At 61.4% G+C, this 19,028-nt stretch carries 22 protein-coding genes; 11 read left to right on the top strand and 11 right to left on the bottom strand.

The window, feature by feature from the left end:
* Positions 1-27 precede the first annotated feature (27 nt).
* The 3 genes from cbiB to AC5SSZ_RS14620 form a co-directional block, all read right to left on the bottom strand.
* The gene (gene cbiB, locus AC5SSZ_RS14630; protein WP_495438505.1) at positions 28-942 is read right to left on the bottom strand and encodes an adenosylcobinamide-phosphate synthase CbiB; all 915 of its coding nucleotides are present in this window, start codon (positions 940-942) and stop codon (positions 28-30) included.
* Entirely contained in the window at positions 939-1,901 is a 963-nt protein-coding gene (gene cobD, locus AC5SSZ_RS14625) for a threonine-phosphate decarboxylase CobD (protein ID WP_495438503.1), read from the bottom strand. The genes cbiB and cobD overlap by 4 nt, the downstream gene beginning before the upstream one ends.
* Positions 1,902-2,044: 143 nt before the next feature.
* The gene (locus tag AC5SSZ_RS14620) at positions 2,045-3,019 is read right to left on the bottom strand and encodes a glutathione S-transferase family protein (RefSeq protein WP_495438501.1); all 975 of its coding nucleotides are present in this window, start codon (positions 3,017-3,019) and stop codon (positions 2,045-2,047) included.
* A 223-nt stretch (positions 3,020-3,242) separates the two neighbouring features.
* Here AC5SSZ_RS14620 and AC5SSZ_RS14615 point away from each other — a divergent pair, with 223 nt between their 5' ends.
* The gene (locus tag AC5SSZ_RS14615) at positions 3,243-3,611 is read left to right on the top strand and encodes a hypothetical protein (RefSeq protein ID WP_495438499.1); all 369 of its coding nucleotides are present in this window, start codon (positions 3,243-3,245) and stop codon (positions 3,609-3,611) included.
* 93 nt (positions 3,612-3,704) lie between these two features.
* On the opposite strand, the gene AC5SSZ_RS14610 is transcribed toward AC5SSZ_RS14615, so the two are convergent.
* The gene (locus AC5SSZ_RS14610) at positions 3,705-4,877 is read right to left on the bottom strand and encodes a MalY/PatB family protein (protein WP_495438497.1); all 1,173 of its coding nucleotides are present in this window, start codon (positions 4,875-4,877) and stop codon (positions 3,705-3,707) included.
* A 98-nt stretch (positions 4,878-4,975) separates the two neighbouring features.
* On the opposite strand from AC5SSZ_RS14610, the gene def (AC5SSZ_RS14605) reads away from it, so the two are divergent.
* From def (AC5SSZ_RS14605) to AC5SSZ_RS14585, 5 genes are all read left to right on the top strand, one after another.
* The gene (gene def / locus AC5SSZ_RS14605; RefSeq protein ID WP_065271542.1) at positions 4,976-5,497 is read left to right on the top strand and encodes a peptide deformylase; all 522 of its coding nucleotides are present in this window, start codon (positions 4,976-4,978) and stop codon (positions 5,495-5,497) included.
* Positions 5,498-5,533: 36 nt separating this feature from the next.
* A complete protein-coding gene (gene def / locus AC5SSZ_RS14600) occupies positions 5,534-6,040 on the top strand; it encodes a peptide deformylase (protein WP_495438495.1) in 507 nt (168 codons plus the stop codon).
* On the top strand, positions 6,037-6,534 hold the full coding sequence (gene def, locus AC5SSZ_RS14595; RefSeq protein ID WP_274835498.1) for a peptide deformylase: 498 nt from the start codon (positions 6,037-6,039) through the stop codon (positions 6,532-6,534). Before def (AC5SSZ_RS14600) ends, def (AC5SSZ_RS14595) begins: the two co-directional genes overlap by 4 nt.
* 14 nt (positions 6,535-6,548) lie before the next feature.
* Positions 6,549-7,454, top strand: coding sequence for a methionyl-tRNA formyltransferase (fmt, locus tag AC5SSZ_RS14590; protein WP_495438494.1), 906 nt, complete (start codon positions 6,549-6,551; stop codon positions 7,452-7,454).
* A 94-nt stretch (positions 7,455-7,548) separates the two neighbouring features.
* Positions 7,549-7,785, top strand: a complete 237-nt coding sequence (locus tag AC5SSZ_RS14585) for a GlsB/YeaQ/YmgE family stress response membrane protein (protein WP_065271538.1) — start codon at positions 7,549-7,551, stop codon at positions 7,783-7,785.
* Between the two features lie 5 nt (positions 7,786-7,790).
* Here the strand turns inward: AC5SSZ_RS14585 and AC5SSZ_RS14580 are convergent, their stop codons facing one another.
* The 6 genes from AC5SSZ_RS14580 to ispH form a co-directional block, all read right to left on the bottom strand.
* Positions 7,791-8,414: a trimeric intracellular cation channel family protein gene (locus tag AC5SSZ_RS14580; protein WP_274830294.1), complete on the bottom strand. Its 624-nt coding sequence runs from the start codon at positions 8,412-8,414 to the stop codon at positions 7,791-7,793.
* A gap of 57 nt (positions 8,415-8,471) precedes the next feature.
* Entirely contained in the window at positions 8,472-8,942 is a 471-nt protein-coding gene (gene rnhA, locus AC5SSZ_RS14575) for a ribonuclease HI (protein ID WP_065271536.1), read from the bottom strand.
* Positions 8,935-9,528, bottom strand: coding sequence for a class I SAM-dependent methyltransferase (locus AC5SSZ_RS14570; RefSeq protein WP_495438493.1), 594 nt, complete (start codon positions 9,526-9,528; stop codon positions 8,935-8,937). Before AC5SSZ_RS14570 ends, rnhA begins: the two co-directional genes overlap by 8 nt.
* Positions 9,525-9,977 carry a DUF3429 domain-containing protein gene (locus AC5SSZ_RS14565; protein ID WP_274835493.1) on the bottom strand — a complete coding sequence of 151 codons (453 nt, stop codon included), beginning with the start codon at positions 9,975-9,977 and terminating at the stop codon, positions 9,525-9,527. The genes AC5SSZ_RS14570 and AC5SSZ_RS14565 overlap by 4 nt, the downstream gene beginning before the upstream one ends.
* Positions 9,974-10,588: a LysE family translocator gene (locus tag AC5SSZ_RS14560; protein WP_274830291.1), complete on the bottom strand. Its 615-nt coding sequence runs from the start codon at positions 10,586-10,588 to the stop codon at positions 9,974-9,976. Before AC5SSZ_RS14560 ends, AC5SSZ_RS14565 begins: the two co-directional genes overlap by 4 nt.
* Positions 10,589-10,730: 142 nt before the next feature.
* A complete protein-coding gene (gene ispH / locus AC5SSZ_RS14555; RefSeq protein WP_495438492.1) occupies positions 10,731-11,726 on the bottom strand; it encodes a 4-hydroxy-3-methylbut-2-enyl diphosphate reductase in 996 nt (331 codons plus the stop codon).
* 267 nt (positions 11,727-11,993) lie between these two features.
* Between ispH and AC5SSZ_RS14550 the strand changes: the two genes are divergently transcribed.
* On the top strand, positions 11,994-14,195 hold the full coding sequence (locus AC5SSZ_RS14550; RefSeq protein WP_065271531.1) for an ATP-binding protein: 2,202 nt from the start codon (positions 11,994-11,996) through the stop codon (positions 14,193-14,195).
* A gap of 169 nt (positions 14,196-14,364) precedes the next feature.
* Here AC5SSZ_RS14550 and AC5SSZ_RS14545 read toward each other — a convergent pair whose 3' ends face one another.
* Entirely contained in the window at positions 14,365-14,937 is a 573-nt protein-coding gene (locus AC5SSZ_RS14545; RefSeq protein ID WP_274830289.1) for a LabA-like NYN domain-containing protein, read from the bottom strand.
* Between the two features lie 135 nt (positions 14,938-15,072).
* On the opposite strand from AC5SSZ_RS14545, the gene folK reads away from it, so the two are divergent.
* The 4 genes from folK (at position 15,073) to AC5SSZ_RS14525 (ending at position 19,028) form a co-directional block, all read left to right on the top strand.
* On the top strand, positions 15,073-15,645 hold the full coding sequence (gene folK, locus AC5SSZ_RS14540) for a 2-amino-4-hydroxy-6-hydroxymethyldihydropteridine diphosphokinase (RefSeq protein ID WP_274835490.1): 573 nt from the start codon (positions 15,073-15,075) through the stop codon (positions 15,643-15,645).
* Between the two features lie 90 nt (positions 15,646-15,735).
* Positions 15,736-16,089 carry a DNA-directed RNA polymerase subunit omega gene (gene rpoZ, locus AC5SSZ_RS14535; protein ID WP_065271528.1) on the top strand — a complete coding sequence of 118 codons (354 nt, stop codon included), beginning with the start codon at positions 15,736-15,738 and terminating at the stop codon, positions 16,087-16,089.
* Positions 16,090-16,127: 38 nt separating this feature from the next.
* Positions 16,128-18,272 (top strand): RelA/SpoT family protein, encoded by a 2,145-nt coding sequence (locus AC5SSZ_RS14530; protein ID WP_065271527.1) that lies wholly within the window; start codon positions 16,128-16,130, stop codon positions 18,270-18,272.
* Positions 18,273-18,305: 33 nt separating this feature from the next.
* Positions 18,306-19,028: a DUF2062 domain-containing protein gene (locus AC5SSZ_RS14525; protein ID WP_065271526.1), complete on the top strand. Its 723-nt coding sequence runs from the start codon at positions 18,306-18,308 to the stop codon at positions 19,026-19,028.

Below are 19,028 nucleotides of genomic sequence, written 5' to 3'. Positions count from 1 at the left end.
CTAGACCGTGATTGCCCCAAGTGTGTGCTAGAAGATCACCGCAATAGCAACCGTCAGCAGCAGGCCAAGTCCCCAGGTTTTCCAAAGCATCTCGGTGCAGCGCCGGATTGCCTCGGCGCCGATGCCTTTGGCACCATCTTCGTGCACCCAGGGAAATTCTTGCATCTCGCCGTCATAGGAACGCGGTCCGGACAGGGCAGCATCAAGCGCCCGCGCCATGGCGGCCTCAGGCCAGCCGGCATTCGGGGAGCGATGCTTGCGGGCGTCCTCGGCAATCGCGGACCAGTCCCGCAAGGTTCCTCCGGCCAGCGCCATCAAAAGCGACGTCAGCCGCGCCGGGATCCAGTTGACCAGGTCATCGAGCCGCGCCGCCGCCCAGCCAAAGTCGCGATAGCGCGCGTTGCGGTAGCCGATCATGCTGTCGGCGGTGTTGATCATCTTGTAGGCCAGCAATCCGGGCAGCCCGGCGATCAGAAACCAGAAGGCGGGGGCGATCACACCGTCTGACATGTTTTCGGCGCCGCTTTCGATGGCCGCGCGGGCGACCTGTGGGCCGGTCATCTCGGTGGTGTCGCGGCTGACGATCATGGCAACTGCCGCGCGGCCGCCGTGCAGACCGTCCTTTTGCAGGCCCTGAACCACCGCCTGCAGATGATCGCAGAGCGAGCGCTGGGCGATCAGGATTGCGGCCACGAGGACCTCCATCAAGGCGCCAAAGAGTGACAGCAGCCAACCGATCAGAAGGCCGGTGAGGACGAGGACCAGAACGGCGACCACGCCCTTGGCCCGGCGCCCGGCGCCGGAGTTGAGCCGTGCATCGAGGGCACCAACCAGTTGTCCCATCAGCACCGCCGGATGCGGTAATCTGTTCCATAGCCAACGGGGTTCCCCCAGAATGGCGTCTAGGATCAGGGCGGGGATCAGAAGGGTTGCGGTGATCAAAGGGCGGCCTCCAGCCGGTCCCAGCCTGCTGCCGGAGGCAGGCCAAGGCGCAGGTAGGTGTCTGAATAGGGGAAAATGCGGCTCCAGATATGGGCGCGCGCCAGTCGCTGCTGCCAGGCGGCGGCATCATCGACGTGATAGAGACGGAACAGATCGGTGCCGCCTGCCAGTTCCGCGCCTTTGGGCAGGATCATGTCGTCCATCCGAGCAGCGTCCTCCGCCAGCCTTGTGCGGGTCTGCGCCGCCCAATCTGTATCCGAAAGCGCCTGGATGCCGGTTTTCAGCGCCGGACCGGACACTGACCAGGGGCCTTGCAGTTCAGAGAGGCGGGAAATCAGCTCAGGATCGCCAATGGCAAAGCCAAGGCGCAGACCGGCCAGCCCCCAGAACTTGCCAAAGCTTTTCAACACCAGCGTGCCGGGTTCTGCCGCCAGATGGATCAGGCTCTGATCAGGGCAGATGTCGCAAAAGCTTTCATCGATGATACGGAAGGGCGCAGCCAGCTCTTCGGCTTGCCACTGGCGGCCGGTCGGATTGTTGGGGTGTACCGCGACGCAGGCTTCGGCGGGGCCTTGGCCCGTGACGCTCCAGCCATGGGCGCGAAAGGCGGCCGCGTGTTCGTTATAGGTCGGTGTCTCAATCCGCACCCAGCGCGGATCGGCCAGCGCAGGGGCCAGGGCAATCAGGGAGGACGCACCGGGGGCGGAAAGAATCTCGGCTCCATCCGGAACGTTCCAGAACCGGCGGGCTGCCTGATGCAGATCCTCGGCGGCGGCGCTGTCGGGCAGCGCCGACCAGTCTGCCGCCGTGAAGTCTGGCAGCGGGTAGGGGGTCGGGTTGATGCCGGTGGAGAGGTCGATCCAACCCTCTCGTGTCCCGCCGTATTGTTCCATCGCGGCCGCGAGATTGCCGCCGTGATCGCGCTGCGCGTTCTTGCTTGCTGTATTGCTTGCTACCATTGCAGGCCCTGACTCGTGAAAAGGCCACGGGACATCCCGGTGCCGGACCCGGGCCGTATGAAACAGCCCGGGTGATAAGGCAACCGAATGTCGCAATCAGAAGTTGCAATGCAGGCCCGAAAGCCCCAAAAGTAAGGAATTCCTTAGCCTCGCCCGTGCGGTTCCAGCCAGTCGATCACCGGGTTGATGGGCAGAATCCGGTTCGGGTTAATGGTGTCATGGCTATAGTGATAGTGGCGCACGATGTGATCCATACCGATGGTCTGCTGCACACCGGGCCACTGATACAGTTCGCGCGTATAGGCCCAGAGGTTCGGGTAATCGATGATGCGCTTGCGGTTGCATTTGAAATGCAGGTGATAGACCGGATCGAACCGCAGGAGGGTGGTGAACAGGCGCCAGTCGGCCTCGGTCACGCGTGTGCCCAGCAGGTAACGATGTTCGGACAGGAGGTCCTCCAGCCAGTCCAGCGTGTCGAAGAGCGGGGTGACGGCTTCGTCATAGGCGGCCTGGCTGGTGGCAAAGCCGCAGCGGTAGACGCCATTGTTCACCGTGTCATAGACGCGCGCGTTCACCGCCTCGATCGGCTCACGCAGTTCTTCGGGCCAGTAATCGTCCCGGTTGCCGGTCAGATCATCAAAAGCCGTGTTGAACATGCGGATGATTTCCGAGCTTTCGTTCGACACGATGGTTTCGCGCTGCTTGTCCCAGAGGATCGGCACCGTGACGCGCCCGGAATAGGTCGGATCGGCGCGGGTGTAGATCTCGTAGGCGTAATCGTGACCGAACAGGGTGTCGCCGGTGGCACCATGCTCGTCTTTCTCAAAGGTCCAGCCCCGGTCCAGCATGTCGGGATGCACCACTGAGACTGAGATATGGTCGGTCAGCTCTTTCAGCTGGCGAAAGATCAGCGTCCGGTGGGCCCAGGGGCAGGCGAGAGAGACATAGAGGTGATACCGCCCGCTTTCGGCGGCAAAGCCAGAATCGCCCGATGGCCCGGCGCTGCCATCCGCCGTAATCCAGTTGCGAAACTGCGATACGGAGCGTTCAAAGGCGCCGCCTGTGGATTTGGTATCATACCATTTGTCGTGCCAGGTACCGTCGATCAAAAGACCCATTGTTTTCGCTCCTTCCGTTCCATGCCCGCAAACTAGGCACTTCGGAGGGTGTCGCCCATGCCGACAGGCGCGCAGCCTCCCTGCGGATCTGCACAACCTGCAGGAAGCAGCAGCCACGGGCGCCGCAGCATTGAAAAAAGTTCACTTGATTTTAGGCAATTATGAGTCACCCTAGAGAGGCTCAGCAGAGCCGATCAGATGATCCACCGGAAAGGCAGATGCCATGACCACCTATGTTCCGAAAGCCGTTCAAGAGGCGCTGGACGCCGCCCGCGTTCAGGGGCTGAAAAAGAAAAGCCGCCTGCGCGTGCAGGTCGGAGAGTCGCAGTTTCCGGTTCTGCGCATGTGGAAGACCGGTTTTTCGGTGGAAGAGGCAACCGCGCCGCAACTGCGGGGCCTCGTCGATCTCTATGATGGTGCCCGCCACATCTCGCAGTGCCTGATCGTCGCCTCTGAATCGGAAGGCGGCGAGATGCGGTACGAGTTCAAGCGTGCCACTGCTGCCGCCGAAACCGCGCCGCTGGATTTCTACCGCGCGCCGGACGCGCCGGTGGCTCTGATCGCTTATGACGGGGTGCATGGCGAGGCCTGAACCGAGCCCGCTCTGACCTATTCCAATTCCGAGCCCGAAGATCGGGCCGATATTTTCGGGCGCAGCGTGATCGCTGCGCCCGCTTCTGTGTAATTACTGAAGGTCCGAGAAGGCTTCGGTCAGGCGGCGGCAGGCTTCCTCGATGCGGGAGCGCTGGGTGCCGAGGTTGAACCGCAGGAAGTTCTCGCCGCCGGTGCCAAAGGTGGTGCCGTGGTTGGCGGCGATCTTTGCGCCCTGTTCGACCCGTTTGGTGAATTCCTCGCGGCTCATCCCGGTGCCGGAGAAATCGACCCAGGACAGGTAGGTGGCTGCCAGCGGCATCGAGGACAGGCCGGGGATCTTTTCGATCGCTGCGTCAAAGACCTTCCGGTTGCCATCCAGATAGGCGATCAGCTGGTCTGCCCATGCGGCGCCCTCGGGGGAATAGGCGGCAGCGGTGGCGTATTGCCCGGCCGAATTCGGCGCCAGCGCCAGGGCCAGCATGCGGCGCTGGAACTGTTCGCGCAGATGCGGGTCGGGGATGATCACCTGACCGGTGTGCAGCCCGGCAAAGTTGAAGGTCTTCGACGGTGCGGTCAGCATCAAGAGCCGTTCGGTCACCTCGGGCACGGCGTTCTGCATCGGGATGTGGGTGTGGCCGGGGTAGACCAGATCGTGGTGGATCTCGTCCGACAACAGGATCAGGTCGTGGCGTTTGGCGAAATCCGCAACCGCCTGCAGCTCTTCCTGGCTCCAGACGCGGCCGCCCGGATTGTGCGGCGAACACAGGATGACCATCTTCTCTTTGCCGGTCATCTGCGCGTCATAGGCGTCGAAATCCATCTCGTAATGCCCATTATTGTTGGTCATCAGGCATTCGACTACTTCGCGGCCCGCATTGCGGATCACCTTGGCAAAGGCGTGGTAGACCGGGGTGAACAGGACGATGCCATCGCCCGGCTGGGTGAAGGTATCAAGGCACATGCCGACGCCGTTAACGAGGCCGGTCGTGGTGAAGATCGCATCGGCTTCGACCTGCCAGCCGTGGCGGTTCTGCATCCACCATTGGATTGCGTTCTTGTAGGGCTCGTCGCAGTTTACATAGCCATAGACGCCGTGATCTGCCATTTCGCGCATCTTGTCGGTGACCGCAGGGGGCACCGGGAAATCCATATCGGCCACCCACATCGCAAGCCCCTCATCAGGCGAGACGCCATAAAGGCTCTCCATCATGTCCCATTTGGCGCAATGGGTGCCGCGACGGTCGATCAGGGTGTCAAAATCCATGGTTTAAACTCCGGTTGTTTGGCAGAGAAGCTACGCACAATGACGCTGCGCGCAAGGGGGGCGTTGCAGGGCGGGGTGCAATCGCCTAAATCAAGCGCATGAAACGTCCTATCCTGATCCATCCCGACCCCCGCCTGAAAAAGGTTTGCGTACCGGTTGCCGATATTTCGGACGATCTGCGCACCCTGGCTGATGACATGCTGGAAACCATGTATGCGGCGCCGGGCATCGGTCTGGCGGCGCCGCAGGTTGGCATCCTGCAACGGGTGATCGCACTGGATTGCGCCAAGGAAGGCGAGGGCGATGCGCGCCCGCTGGTGATGTTCAACCCCGCTGTGATTGCCTCTTCGGACGAAACCAACGTCTACGAGGAAGGCTGCCTGTCGATCCCCGAGCAATACGCCGAAGTCACCCGCCCCAAAGAGGTCGAGGTGGAATGGATGGACCGGGACGGCAATGCGCAGCGGGAAACCTTTGACGGGCTCTGGGCGACCTGCGTGCAGCACGAGATCGATCATCTGAACGGAAAACTGTTCATCGATTATCTGAAACCGCTGAAGCGGCAGATGATCACCCGCAAGATGCAAAAGCTGAAACGCGAGCGCGCCCGGGAGCAGTAAGGCTCTGACCGGAACGTTGAAAGAGGGGGCTTGCCCATGGCCGTTTTACCGATCCTGAAATGGCCTGATCCGCGGCTCAGCCAGCACTGCGCCCCGGTGGAGCAGGAGCAGCTCGACGATCTGATCGCCGACATGTTCGACACAATGTACGCCGCCAATGGCCGGGGTCTGGCCGCGCCGCAGGTGGGGGTGCTGAAACGCCTCTTCGTGATGGATTGCACCTGGAAAGAGGGGAAACGCTCCCCCATGGTCATGATCAACCCGTCGATCATGGCGGTTGAACGCGTGCCGGTGACGATGGAGGAAGGCTGCCTGTCGATCCCCGGTGTCATGGTTCCGGTCGAACGCCCCGTGGCGGTCACCGTGCAATGGACCGCTGCCGAAGGGGACATTCACATGGCCGATTTCGACGGGTTCGAGGCGCGCTGCATCCAGCATGAATTCGATCATCTCAATGGCACCGTGACCTTTGACCACCTCGACGCTGAGGCCCGCGCTGTGGTCGAGGCGGAATACAACGCCCTGAAAGGGACCACAGAATGACTGTCCGCCCCTGCCTGCCCTGGCCCGACAAGCGCCTGCGCACCCGCGCCGAAGAGGTGACAGAGATCACTGATGAGATCCGGCAGATCTGGCAGGACATGATCGACACGATGGAGGCGATGCCAGGCGTTGGCCTTGGTGCCAATCAGATCGGCGTGATGCTGCGCCTTGCGGTGGTTGATGGATCGACCGAGCGCGGCAAGGCGGTGCGGATGGCGAACCCCGAGATCCTGCATGCCTCCACCCAGCTGCGCGAACATGACGAGGCCTCGCCCAACTTGCCGGGCGTGTCGGCCAAGGTGAAACGCCCCCGCGCTGTCACCGTGCGCTATATGGATGAGACTGGCGAGATCACCGAGCGGGATTTTGTCGGGATCGAGGCAACCTCGGTGCAGCACCAGATCGACCATCTGGATGGCAAACTCTATATCGACCGTCTCAGCAAGGTGAAGCGCGACATGCTGATCCGCAAATCCAAGAAACTGACCGGTTAAGGGAGGTCTGGCCGATGCGTGTCATCTTTATGGGAACGCCCGATTTTTCCGTACCGGTGCTGGATGCGCTGGTCGAGGCCGGTCACGAGATCGCCGCCGTCTATTGCCAACCGCCGCGCCCGGCGGGACGTGGCAAGAAGGATCGCCCGACACCGGTCCATGCCCGAGCCGAGGCGCTGGGCCTTGAGGTGCGCCATCCGGTCTCTCTGAAAGGCGCCGAGGAACAGGCAGAGTTTGCCGCGCTGGGCGCTGATGTCGCCGTGGTGGTGGCCTATGGGCTGATCCTGCCGCAGGCGGTGCTGGATGCGCCGAAACATGGCTGTCTTAATATCCACGCCAGCCTTCTGCCGCGCTGGCGCGGGGCGGCGCCGATCCACCGTGCCATCATGGCTGGGGATGCGGAGACCGGCATCTGCATCATGCAGATGGAGGCCGGACTGGATACCGGCCCGGTGCTGCTGCGCCGCGCCACCGCCATAGAGGCCGAAGAAACCACTGCGCAATTGCACGACCGGCTGTCCGCGATGGGCGCTGGCCTGATCGTCGAGGCGTTGGAGAAGCTGACCGAGCTTGTACCTGAGGTGCAGCCCGAAGACGGTGTCACCTACGCCAGCAAGATCGACAAGAGCGAGGCGCAGATCGACTGGACCAGACCGGCGGAAGAGGTGGATCGCAAGATCCGCGGCCTGTCGCCCTTCCCCGGCGCCTGGTGCGAGATTGATGGCCAGCGGGTAAAACTGCTTGCTTCGCGCCTTGCTGATGGCAGCGGCGAAGCGGGTGAGGTGCTGGACGATGCCCTGACCGTTGCCTGCGGCAGCGGCGCGGTCGAGCTGTTGCGCCTGCAGCGGGCGGGCAAGGGTGCGCAGGATCGCGAGATCTTTCTGCGTGGCTTTCCGGTGGCGAAGGGTGTCAGGCTTTAACGGGTCTGCTGCGTCTTTCCTTTGCCGGGCGTGAATGCCATCCTCTTCTCTAACGGGGCGCTGATCCTCGTGCCAAGCCATTGGAGGAAATCAGATGTCCATTGTCGCGCTTATCATCATCGGGGCCGCAGCCGGGTTTCTGGCGACGCGGATGATGCGGATCGAGGCGGATATCATCACCACCGTGGCGATCGGCATCGCGGGCGCCCTGATTGGCGGGTTGGTGCTGCGCACGCTGCTGGCGGTGATGGGGATGCTCTCCGGTCTGGTCGGGGCGGTACTGGGGGCGCTGCTGCTGATCTGGCTCTGGCAGAAATACCTGCAAAAGTAGCAGCCTCAGCTGCGCGGTGGTCGGCTTTTGTAGACTGGCAGGTGCCAGCCAAAGGCGATGGACCCCGCGCGAAGCCCCCAGCAGACTGCGCCGCAGGCCAGCAGGGCAGGCCCGGTGTCCAGCCCCGCCCAGATGGCGGTTACGGCAGTGATCGCCCCCGCCATGGCGCAGGAGATGTAAAGCTCGCCTTGTTTTAGCACCAGCGGCACCTCGTTGCAGACCACATCGCGCATCAACCCGCCGAGCGATCCGGTTGCCATGCCCATCAAGACCACGACCACCGGCGGTTTGCCCATGGCCAGCGCGGCGCCAGTGCCTGCCGGGACCGCCACGGCAAGGGCAAAACTGTCGAGCCAGATCACCCATTTCATCCGGCTTTCCACCAAGTGGGCGGTGACAAAGACGATACCGGCGGCCCCCGCTGCCAGCAGGATGAAATTGGGATCATCCACCCAGAACACCGGATGCCGGTCCAGCAACAGATCGCGCACCGTACCGCCACCTACCGCAGTCAGGCAGGCCACAAAGGCAAAGCCGACGACATCAAGCTGTGCCCGGCTGGCCACCAGCGCGCCGGTCAGGGCAAAGACCAGCACCGAAGCGTAATCAAGCAGCGTCAGAAAGCTCATGGTCATAAAACCCTTGGGCTGTGCTTCGGGGGAGGCCGGGCCGGGGACGGATCCGTCTCAGGCCGATTTACGTTTGCCGGGTTTGAAAGGTGCCATGCCGGCGCGGGCCAGCTCATCGGCGCGTTCGTTTTCGGGATGCCCGGCGTGGCCCTTGACCCATTCCCATGTCACGTCGTGCTGGTGCTGCGCCGCATCCAGACGCTGCCATAGCTCGGCGTTTTTCACGGGTTTCTTGGCAGCGTTCTTCCAGCCGTTTTTCTTCCAGCCGAAGATCCAGCCAGTGATGCCGTTCTTCACGTAGTTACTGTCAGTAACGATGGTAATTTTCGTCGGACGGCTGAGGCTCTCCAGCGCGTTGATCGCCGCCAGAAGCTCCATCCGGTTATTTGTGGTCTCTGGCTCGCCGCCCTTCAGCTCGCGTTCCTTGACGATCTCATCGCCGTCCATCGCGCGCAGCAGCACACCCCAACCGCCGGGACCGGGATTGCCCGAACAGGCGCCATCGGTATAGGCAAACAGATCAGCCATGGGTGGCTACCGAAATCCAGTGTGAGACGGAACCGTCCAGCCCGGGGCCTTTGCCGTGGCTGCGGTCCAGAGGGGTGAAACCGGCGGTGGTCAGCAGATCGATCAATTCGTCTTCCTCGTAGTAGGTGTAAAGGCGGCCAATGGTGTCGCGGGCCTCGCCTTTACCGAGCTTGAGCGCAATGTAAAAGGCGCCATTGGGTTTCAATGCCCGGTGGATGTCCTGCAGATGCCGGGGCATGTCGCTGCGCGGGGAGTGCAGCAGGCTGAAGTTGGCCCAGATCCCGTCGTAGATCCCGTCTCCGCTGATCTCGTCAAAGCGTGCCTGCCAGGCGTTCACGCCGTCGATCTGCGCGGCAAGGGCAGTCATTTCCGCCGAGGCATCCGTTGCGTCAACCTGCAGGCCTGCCTCTGCCATCACCCCGGCCGAGGTGCCTGGCCCGCAGCCAAGATCCAGAACCCGGCCATTCGCAGGGCAGGCCGCGATAAAGGCGGCCAGCCTGGGATCGCTGCTGAGGTAGTCCTGATTCAGCGCGGCGTAGTCTTGCGCGCGGGCATCATAGACCTTGATGGTTTCAGTATCGCTCACAGGTATACTCCGACAGAGAGGGAGAGGATGACCACTAGCGTCAGCAGCACCCGCAGACGCAGCCACCAGGGCGGGGTCAGATTCCAGATAGAAAAGACGCAGTCCAGCAGCAGTAGCCCTGCGAAACCGTAGATCAGGTTGGTCCCGGCGCTCAACGGTCCGCCGCCGGTCATGAAGAAGGCCCAGAGGGCAGGGATCACCGACAGGGCATATCCCGCGGCAGCCTTGGCGCCGCTCGTCTTTGTGGCAAACCCCCAAAGGACGCCGGACATGAAGCTGAGGATCACCGAGCCATAGAACAGCTGCACATAGGGGCCGACGAACCGCGGACCCAAATGGCTGCTGCCCCAGGCCTGAAGGTCGGGCAGCCAAAGCGTGGCCGCGCCCCAGACAAAGGGGATCAGACCGGCGAGGCCCAGGATCAGAGGGACAAGCGGGATACGGTTCATGCCCGTTCTGCCGCCAGCCGCACGGCAAGAGCGGCAAAAATCGCGGCAAAGCCACGGTTCAGCCAGGTCAGCACCCGTTCAGAGCCAAGAACGAAGTCGCGGGCCTTGGCGGCAAAAATGCCATAAAGAACAAAAACCACAAAGGTCAGCACCATGAATACGGCGCCGAGAAGGGTCATCTCGGCGGTAGCGCTCTCCGGGATGCCCGACAGGAAGGGGGGCAGCAGAGCGAGGAAGAAGACCGACAGTTTCGGGTTCAGGATATTGATCAGCGCGCCGCGCCGGGCGATGCGCAGGCCTGATTGCGGGCGGCTGTCCGACGTGATCGAGAGGGCACCACCGGATTTCAGCGCCTGCCAGGCCAGATACAGCAGATAGGCAACCCCTGCCAGTTTGACGACCTGAAACAGCAGGGCGGAACTGTGCAGCACGGCAGCAAGGCCCAACGTTGCAGCTGCCAGATGGGGAAGGATGCCGAAGGTACAGCCAAGCGCCGCCCAGAGGGCAGCCCGCGTTCCCTGGCCAAGCCCAAGTGCCAGCGTGTAGACGACCCCGGTGCCGGGCGCGATGACAACCACAAGGGCGGTGATCAGGAACTGCATTGAAATCATCTCTCGGGCCTCCTTGCGGCGCAGTGGTGTTGATCAACTGCTAACACGCCGCGCCTGTTCAGGGGAGTCCCGGCACGCGGCAGATCTGTCGCGCGTGTTTGGGATCCATCTGCTATAAAGGCCGACCCGGTTCTGGTCCGCTTCAGGCCGGTGCGCGCAGCACGCGGGGAACTTTGAACTCGACCCGCTCGACCGCAGTTTCCACGATGTCGACGGTGACATCGAAACGGGCACGGAAGGCATCGATGACCTCGTTCACCAGCAGTTCCGGCGCAGAGGCGCCTGCGGTGATGGCGATGCTGCGGATGCCTTCGAGGGCGCGCCAGTCGATATTCTCGGCCCGCTGCACAAGCTGTGAATAAGCGCAGCCCGCCTTGGCACCGACTTCGACCAGCCGCCGCGAATTGGAGGAATTGGGCGCGCCGACCACCAGCAGTGCGTCGGATTTCGGCGCTACCGCCTTGACCGCTTCCTGACGGTTGGTGGTGGCATAGCAGATGTCTTCCTTGTGGGGGCCGACGATGTTGGGAAACCGCGCCTCAAGCGCTGCAACGATGTCCTTGGTGTCGTCCACCGACAAGGTGGTTTGCGTCACATAGGCGAGCCGGTCCGGATCGCGGACCTCGACCGAGGCGACGTCACCGGGGGTTTCGACCAGAAGAACCTCGCCTTCGGGCAATTGGCCCATGGTGCCGATTGTCTCTGGGTGGCCCTTGTGGCCGATCATGATCATCTGCAGGCCCGCCTCGGCGTGGCGCTGGGCCTCGATGTGGACCTTGGACACCAGCGGGCAAGTGGCGTCCACATAGACCATCTGACGTTTTTCCGCTTCTGCGGGGACGGATTTCGGAACCCCATGCGCGGAGAAGATCACGGGGCGGTCGAGCGGGCATTCGTCCAGTTCCTCGACAAAGACGGCGCCTTTGGCGCGCAACCCATCAACAACGTATTTGTTGTGCACGATCTCATGGCGCACGTAGACCGGTGCGCCCCATTTCTCCAGCGCCATCTCCACGATCTTGATCGCCCGGTCCACGCCCGCGCAAAAACCGCGCGGGGCGGCCAGGTAAAGGGTCAGGGCCGGTTTCGCGGGCTGATTGGTCTGGGCCTGCTGGCCAGAGAACAGGTCTGAAGTCATGGTCGCGCATCTCCTTGCAGGCCAGAGGTAGGGTTTTCCGGCCGCAAGGTCCAGAGGCAGCTGCCTGTTGCAGGCCACCCTAGGGCATCCTGCTGAAAACGACTGTAGATTGTCGCAGAAATGACGGAATGTTAACCTGATGCAGGCAGGCTGCTGTTTTGGATAAGGTGATTTCAGGGCTTTGCCTGCGGTTAGAGTGCGGGACTGAAAACACCGGTTTTCGCGAAACCCTCTTCACAGGGCGAGCGTTTGGTCTTGGGGGCCGGAGTGGCGGACGTAGCGAGTACAAAGAAAATCAGCAGCACCGCTGAATGGCGCGCGGTCGAGGACAGTATGGAACGCCGGTTCCGTACGGTACGGACCACGGCCAATCTTGTTGTGGTGATGAGTGTTCTGTGGATGGGTTTTGGCATCTACATGGGAGAGCTGACGGTCGTCGAAATCGCTCTGATCGCCGGCGCCGGTTCAGCGGCTGCCTGGTATCTGATGCGCACGCGGCACAAAATGGCGGCGCGGCTAATCTGGTTTGTCGCCGGCCTGTGCACGGTTCTGGGCGGGGTTTTCAACCTGCACCCGGCCAGCAGCGTCGAGTTCATGTTCGTGGCGCTTCTCGGCGGGCCGTTCATGGCCTTCTCTCTGAAGCGGGAAAAGCCCTATATCATCGGGCTGATCGTGGCGGTTCTGTGTGCCTGGATCGGGTACCGGCTGCTGGGTTACGATTACTTTGGCTCTCCGATCTTTGACGAGGAATTTTCTCGGACCTACCTGTCGATACCGATCATGCTGACCGTCTTCGGTATTATCATGATCGAGATGATGGCCTTTGGGCAGCTGACGGATTCCTATGGTCAGGAACTGTGGAAATCGCATCAGAAAGAGCGCAAGGCCAATCGTGCCAAAAGCGAATTTTTGGCCGCGATGAGCCATGAAATCCGTACCCCGATGAACGGGGTCATCGGCATGGTCGAAATTCTGGAGAGCACCGAGCTTTCCCCGGAACAGCGGCGTATCCTGCATGCGATCAAGGAATCGTCGTCTTCCCTGCTGTGGATCATCGACGATATTCTGGACGTGTCGAAAATCGAAGCGGGCAAGATGGAGCTGTCGAATGCGCCGATGCGTTTGCTGCCCGTTGTCGAAAGCGTCGCCGAAACCCTGCGGGCCCATGCAGATCAGAAACGGGTCGAATTGTCCCTGTCGGTGCAGGCGAACCTGCCGGATTCTATCCTGGGAGACGCCGGTCGTCTGCGTCAGGTGCTGCTGAATCTGCTCGGAAATGCGATCAAGTTTTCGGCACCGCAGTCGGATGAACCCGTCGGCCAGGTCAGCTTGCGGGTGCAGTTGCAGGGGGACGACTGGATCGAGTTCGTCGTCGAAGACAATGGTATCGGCATGGATGCAGAGGTTCAGAAGGCGATCTTTCAGCCCTTTGAGCGCTCCGGGGATGTGGTCAAGCGTATGATCCAGGGCAATGGTCTGGGGCTGACCATCGTCAAACAGCTTGCAGAGAAGATGGGCGGCGAAATCTCGGTCGATAGTACTCTGGGAGACGGGGCGACTTTTACCCTGCGGCTGCCGGTGGCGGATGCTTCCGGCCCGCTCAAATGCCTGCGGCTGTCGGGGAAACAAGTCGTTGCCATGCTGCCCAAGGGCACCGACCGGGCCTGCTGGTCTTCTTATGCGCTGGCGGCGGATTGCGATATCAAATGGGTCGCAAACCGGGATGAGTACATGGCGATCGCGCGCAAGGCGGGACCCGACAAGATCTTTGTGCTGACGGCACCGACCGAGCAGGATCGTACGAGTGAATGGCTGCGCAGCCGGATCGAAGAAGAAGCGCCAGGCGTCAAGCTGCTGTCCCTGAGCCGCGACCGGACCGATGTCACGGGCATTCGCGCCCCGGGACGGTATTCGGTTCAGGACCTGCCGGTGATCCCCAAACATTTCTGGGACGGTCTGGCTTACCTGTCCGGTAGGGCGGCGCCGCAGGACCAGACGCGGGGCGCCCCCGTCTCTGAAGCGTCGGGACATGTAGGCGGGCGCATCCTGGTGGCTGAGGACAACGAGATAAATCAGGCCGTTTTTGAATCCCAATTGGAACTGCTGGGGTATTCCGCAACGATTGTCCGGGACGGCAAGGAATGCCTTGAGGCCTGGGAGACCGGTCAGTTTGACCTTGTGCTGACGGATTGCCAGATGCCGACGATGGACGGGTTTGAACTGACGGCCGCCCTGCGCGCGGCCGAGGCCCGGGACGGGCGCGGTCATACGCCGGTGATTGCCGTCACGGCCAATGCGCTGGAAGGGGAGGCGGATAAATGCCTTGCGGCGGGCATGGATGACTACTTGTCAAAGCCGGTGACCATTGCCGCGCTTGAAAAGGTTTTGAACGTTCATATGCCATCGGGCTCGGCGCTGCCGCAGGGGCTGGGGCGGCCACCGCCTGCTGCCCGTTCTGCCGGAGGATAAAAGCCCGAAGGTAGAAGGGGGCGGGGGAGCCGAGAGCGGCCGGTGTTTCCTGCAGTTTCTGTTCGACAAAGGACCGGAATACAAAGAAAGGCGCCCCGAGTGGTTGGGCGCCTTTCTTTTGTTTTGATATCTGAAGGGCGGAGCAGCCCCAATATTCAGCTGTGTGAGGTCAGGACTGGGCCGCTGCGGGGGTGCGCTGCTCGTTCGGGTATTCGCGCGGCGGGCGGCCAATCACATCCTTGAGCTCTTCCAGCTCGATGAAATTGTCGGCCTGACGGCGCAGTTCGTCCGAGATCATTGGCGGCTGGCTGCGGATGGTCGAGACCACCGATACCCGGACGCCCTGCCGCTGCAGGCTGGCGATCAGCGGGCGGAAGTCGCCATCTCCTGAGAACAGCACGATATGGTCCACACGTGGCGCCAGCTCCATGGCATCGACGGTCAGTTCGATATCCATGTTTCCTTTGACCTTCCGGCGGCCCATGCTGTCAGTGTATTCCTTGGCTGGCTTTGTAACCATGGTGAAGCCATTGTAATGCAGCCAGTCGACCAGAGGACGGATCGGAGAATACTCGTCATTTTCCAGCAGTGCCGTATAATAAAAGGCCCGCAGAAGCTTGCCGCGACGCATGAATTCTTGCCGCAAAAGCTTGTAATCGATGTCAAAACCCAATGCCTTGGCGGCTGCGTATAGATTCGATCCATCGATGAACAGCGCAAGCCGTTCGTCTTTGTAAAACATCAAAATTGTCCTTCCGATATAACTATTCCGCCAGTGTACCGTGAGTGAATGCTAAAAAGCGGCGAAACAGGTGGACTTAATGTAAGTTATTTGACATCTGCCGCAAGTGGAAGGATTTTCGGAAGCGAGGCCAAAATGACCGAAAACCGGTCAAAATCACTGATCGCGCTGGGAGGAAACCTGAACCTGCGCGATTTGTTGCCGCAGGACACCCTTGCGGCGGCCGTCGGGGAATTGCCCGGTGCGGCAATTTCCTTGCGCGCGGTTTCCCGGTTTTTCAGGACACCCAGTTTTCCTGCGGGGGCCGGGCCCGACTATGCCAATGCTGTCGTTGAGATCGAAACAAGCCTTTCTGCGCAGGCACTGCTGACCCGGCTGCACGAGATCGAGGCGCATTATGCCCGCGAGCGCGGAGAGCGCTGGGGTATGCGGACGCTTGATCTCGATCTGATCTCGTTAGGAGACAGTGTCCTGCCGGATCAGGATGAATATGTCCGCTGGCGCGATCTGCCGCTGGAAGTGCAGATGGAGGCAACGCCAGACCAACTGATTCTACCGCATCCGCGGGTGCAGGACCGCGCCTTTGTTCTGGTGCCGCTGTGCGATATCGCGCCGGATTGGTGTCATCCTGTGCTGCATAAAACAGCCGCCCAGATGCGGGATGCCCTGCCAAAAGCAGATATCGACAGCGTTATCCCGATATATTGACCCGTTTCGGGGTTTTCTTCGCTTGTCAATAAAAACATATGGGCGTAGAAGTCTCCCTTCCGGACCCACTAATATTTTGGAGAGTCGCCCATGGCCCGCGTGACGGTTGAAGATTGCGTAGACAAAGTCCCCAACCGGTTTGAGCTGGTAATGCTTGCGGCCCATCGTGCCCGCGAGATTTCCGCAGGCGCCCCGATCACCGTGGAGCGTGACAACGACAAGAACCCCGTCGTGTCGCTGCGCGAGATCGCAGAAGAGACCCAGAGCGCCGACGAGCTGCGTGAGCGTCTGATCGAAAGCAACCAGACCCAGATCGAAGTCGACGAGCCCGAAGAGGATTCGATGGCGCTGCTGATGGGGGCCGACAACGACAAACCCTCCGAGGACGATATGTCCGAGGAAAAACTGCTGCGTGCGCTGATGGAGGCCCAGAGCCAGGGCTGAGCGGCGCAGAGATTGCTACCTGAGGCTGCGGACCGGATATGACTTCTGCTGAAATTTCCGCCGGAGATCTGATTGCTCTGGTCCGCAACTATAACCCCAAGACAAACGCGGATCGCATCGCCGAAGCCTATGCCTTTGGCGAAGAGATGCACAAAGGCCAGTTCCGCCACTCGGGTGAACCCTATTTCACCCATCCGGTGGCCGTCGCAGCGATCCTGACCGAGCAGCGCCTTGATGATGCGACCATCATCACCGCGCTGCTGCACGACACCATCGAAGATACCAAAGCGTCTTATGACGAGGTTGCCCGCCGATTTGGCGATGAGGTGGCCATGCTGGTTGATGGGGTCACCAAGCTGACCAACCTGCAACTGTCGAGCCGGGAAACCAAGCAGGCGGAAAACTTCCGCAAGCTGTTCATGGCGATGTCCAAGGATCTGCGGGTGATCCTGGTGAAGCTGGCTGACCGGTTGCACAATATGCGCACGATCAAGGCGATGCGCCCGGAAAAACAGGCGCAGAAAGCCCGCGAAACCATGGATATCTACGCGCCTCTGGCCGGACGCATGGGCATGCAGTGGATGCGTGAGGAGCTTGAGGATCTGGCGTTTCGGGTGCTGAACCCCGAGGGCCGCCAGTCGATCATCCGCCGTTTCGTGACATTGCAGCGGGAAACCGGCGATGTGATCCACCGGATCACCGGCGATATGCGCGCCGAGTTGGAAAAGGCCGGGATCGAAGCCGAAGTCTTTGGTCGCGCCAAGAAGCCTTATTCGATCTGGCGCAAGATGCAGGCCAAGGATCAGGGGTTCTCGCGCCTCTCCGATATCTACGGTTTCCGTGTGATTACCCAGTCCGAGGAAGACAGCTATCGCGCGCTGGGCGCCATCCACCAGCGCTGGCGGGCGGTTCCGGGCCGGTTCAAGGATTACATCAGTCAGCCGAAATCCAACGGGTATCGTTCGATCCACACCACGGTGTCGGGTCGCGACGGCAAGCGGGTCGAGGTGCAGATCCGTACCCGCCAGATGCACGATGTGGCCGAAACCGGTGTTGCCGCGCATTGGTCCTATCGCGACGGTGTGCGCTCGGAAAATCCGTTTGCGGTGGATCCGGCGAAGTGGATCTCCTCGCTCACCGAACAGTTCGACGCCGAGGAGGATCACGATGAATTCCTCGAAGCGGTCAAGCTGGAGATGTATTCCGACCAGGTCTTCTGCTTCACCCCCAAGGGTGACGTGATCAAGCTGCCCAAGGGCGCGACGCCGATCGATTTCGCCTATGCGATCCACACCCGTATCGGCCATGCCTGCGTTGGCGCCAAGGTGGATGGCATCCGGGTGCCGCTGTGGTCGCGGCTGCGCAATGGCCAGTCGGTCGAGGTGATCACCGCCGAAGGACAGACGCCGCAGGTCAGCTGGCTGGAAATCGCCACCACTGGCAAGGCTCGCACCGCCATCCGCCGTTCGCTGCGCGAAGCGGACCGGGCGCGCTTCGTCAAGCTGGGGCATGAATTGGCGCGCTCGGCCTTTGAGCATGTGAACCGCAAGGCAACAGACAAGGCGCTGGAAACAGCGGCCCGGGCGCTGCGCGTCGGTACTGTCGATGAACTGCTTGCCCGTCTGGGCGCGGCAGAGATCGTGGCCCATGATGTCGTTCAGGCGGTCTATCCTGAGCTGACCGCCCACGAGAGCGAGGAAATCTCGCCACGCCGCGCGGTGATCGGTCTGGAGCCGGGGCAAAGCTTTGAACGCGCGCCATGCTGCCAGCCCCTGCCTGGGGAGCGGATCATTGGCATCACCTACCGCGGCCAAGGCGTAGTCGTGCATGCGGCCGATTGTGACCGGCTGGGCGAATTCGAAGAACAGCCAGAGCGCTGGGTCGATGTGCATTGGCATAGCGGCACCCACCCGGCCGTCTACAACACCACGCTTGAGATGATCGTCGGCAACGATGCAGGCGTGCTGGGGCGGATTTGTACATTGATTGGTGAGAAGAAGGCCAATATTTCGGACCTGGAATTTGTTGATCGGAAACCAGACTTTTACCGGCTTATGATCAATGTCGAGCTGCGGGATGTGGAACAGCTCCATTCCCTCATGTTGACGTTGGAGGCGGAAAGTCATGTCGCCGAAGTGGTGCGGTTCAGGGAAAAACCGGTAAAGCACACAATTCCGGGATAATGGTTCGGCTGGAACCGGGAAGGACGCAGACCGTTGGTATTCAGGCGCCGGGACAGACGTCCGCCCCTTCGTGCGGTTGCGGATTTTTTCTGGCCTCGGGGCGGTTGGACCCGGGCGTTTCACTACGTCAAGCACCGCGTCCGCAGGCTTCCCGATTCGCCTGAACGCATTGCCCGCGGCATCTGGGCTGGGGTCTTTACCACCTTCACACCGTTCTACGGGATGCATTTCGTTGTGGCGGCGATCATCGCGCGGGTGATGAATGGCAATATCCTTGCAGCGCTCAGCTCGACCTTCTTCGGCAACCCTCTGACCTATGTGCCGATCGGGGTGGCCTCGCTGCAGACCGGCCACTGGTTGCTGGGCACCCATTTTGACGAGGAAGTGGATAAGTCTCTGGTGGGCAAATTTTTCGCTGCCGGTGACGATCTGAAGAACAACCTCTTTGCCCTCTACAGTGACCGCCCGGCGGATTGGCACGGGTTGCAGGTGTTCTACAACGAGGTGTTCTATCCCTATATGATCGGCGGCATCATTCCGGGCATCATCTGCGCCACGGTTTGCTATATGGTCAGCCTGCCGCTGATCCGGGCCTACCAGCAGCGCCGCCGGGCCAAGATCAAGGCCAAGTTTGAAGAGATCAAACGCCGCGCCGCGCTGGAAGGTGCGGAAAGCACAGAACCTCCGGCGAAGAAGGGGTTGAAGACCAGCCTCAAGTCATCGCTGGGTGCGCGTGTGAAACGCCGCGCGGATTAG

This window comes from Phaeobacter sp. CC-HEC084, assembly GCF_059429255.1.
The sequence above is the reverse complement of the archived record's forward strand: the minus strand, read 5'-3'. Positions and strand labels throughout refer to the sequence as shown.